The sequence below is a fragment of the Tissierella sp. genome, from assembly GCF_052089545.1.
Classification (GTDB): domain Bacteria; phylum Bacillota; class Clostridia; order Tissierellales; family Tissierellaceae; genus Tissierella_A.
The window spans coordinates 1-2037 of sequence record NZ_JBQDAA010000074.1; the positions used below are offsets into that span (position 1 = coordinate 1).

The 2037-nt window shown below is 29.2% G+C and carries 1 protein-coding gene and 1 pseudogene; both read right to left on the reverse strand.

Features of this window, described 5'->3' with window-relative positions; all coding sequences use genetic code 11:
* A pseudogene (locus ACTHW2_RS06940) lies at positions 1–935 on the reverse strand (AAA family ATPase); the annotation flags it as partial.
* A 161-nt stretch (positions 936–1096) separates the two neighbouring features.
* The coding region (locus ACTHW2_RS06945; protein ID WP_442263235.1) for a restriction endonuclease at positions 1097–2037 on the reverse strand (941 nt) is incomplete at its 5' end.

Sequence of the window (2037 nt, forward strand, 5' to 3'; positions counted from 1 at the left end):
CTTCTTACTCCGCTACCTCTTTTATTCAGAGATATGCCATCATCTGAATTTATAGCTAACTTAAAAAGAGAATCAAATTTGGGCTCTGTTTTAAATTCAGGTTCTAAAGTAGCAGCCAGTGTTTCATCCATTTCTTGTAGCTTATCCAACGTTCTTCTTGCTGTATCTAGGGCTCTTTCTTGTACTATAGTTTTAATAATATTTATTTCATTCTCTACTGTACTTAAAGCTTGTTGAACTGCAATTTTCATAGGATCAGTTACTTCTACATCAGTGTCCAAACTATTTCTATCAGCTTGAAATAATGCAAATGCTGGTAAATAAGTTTCTATTGAAGTAAATATTTTTTTGCCATCAGCAATATCTACTTCAATTTCATTTCTAATTAACTCGATATTCGTGCAATCATTATAGATTGCATCTCTCATACTCACATTATTTCTTGCATCATATATATTTTTGTCTATATTTAAATATTCTGCCCGTTTCTTTAATTCTGTTCTTTTGAGACTTAACAAGTCATTATAATTTTGATTAATTGGATGTTGGCATACAATCTTTGTATTTGGCTTAGGTTTCTGAGTAGTAGCACTGAATTTCTTTTTAATTTCTAATAATCAATCACTATTCAAAAAAAATTCTCTCTCTAATGTAGTTGTAGATGATGTATCTATAGATAAACTAGAAGGCAAATTATCAAAAACGCATGTTATTTCAATATCTCTGTTGTTCTCATCATGATTAATTGATAAATCTTCTTTCTCAATTATAACTGTTTTATTGTTAAAAAAAATTTCTAATGCTTCCATAATCGTAGATTTACCTACATCATTTTTTCCTAATAAGGCTGTTAAATTATTCAATTCTAATTTTGTCTCTTCTTTATAACCTCTAAAGTTTTTTATTTTTACTTCAATTAATTTCACTACAAACACCTCTCTAAATTCGATAGATTGTTATTAACAAGGTACTTAATACTACAGCACAAATTGATTACGCTTACAACCGATTCTGTTAAAATCCAATCTACTTATATAAACCTAATGAGAACATATAGCAACCCTCCTTTATTGAAGAGTTGCTATTTATGAACATATTAATGTAAATCATCTAATTTTGTAACAACCTCATAATCAATTCCTGTCTGAAGTGAATCAAAGTGTTTTTCACCGGCATTAATTTTTTGTCTTTCGGTTACTCTTAATGACATTCGATTCGTTGATCCTTTAGTCTCAGCAATAAAATAAATTCTATTTTCACCATCGACCTCTTTTACAATCGCCCAATCTGGGTTATATCCGCCTATTGGTGTATCAATTGTGAATTTGTCTGGTAGTTTAACATAAAACTTAATACTACGACTTTGATCCAATTCTTGAGCAAAATCTCGTTCAACATTAGAATCTGTTCGAATAAAATCAACAATAGTTTTATCTGAGTTGTTTATAACTTTATAATCAGTGGAACTTTCATCTACGTAAGTAGAACCTTGGCTCGTATCTCTAAAGATAAGATCGTTAAATTCTTCACCAGTTTTATAATATTCAATATTATCAACAATCATATTTTCTTTATGTTGATTTATAATTTTGGCTGCTTGCATCATATAACTGATTGGATTTTGTTTAAATTTACCTAAATTACCCGATTGAGTTAAAATTTCCACAATTGATTTTCGTGTTATTTTCGTTTCATTTTGTAAGTGCGTAATTATGTCAGGTAAAACATAGTTACTACTTCTTAGATACCCAGAATCTGTGGTAATCGTTTTATCATCAACTCTAAACCCAGCATCAGAAATATCTAACTTACCACTTGTATATTGATAGCTACGACCTCTAACCTCAATATCAATCATACCTTCAAATTCATTCGTACCATGTATAATATTTTGAATTAACTGGTCTGTATCAATATGAACTTTATAGTTCGTCTTGTACTTTATACGATTCCATAATTCTTCAAATTCTTGTGATTTTAATGCATTTTCGTTTAGTGTAATATCTGTTTTCTTAGAAGCATCTTTAATGTTAAGAT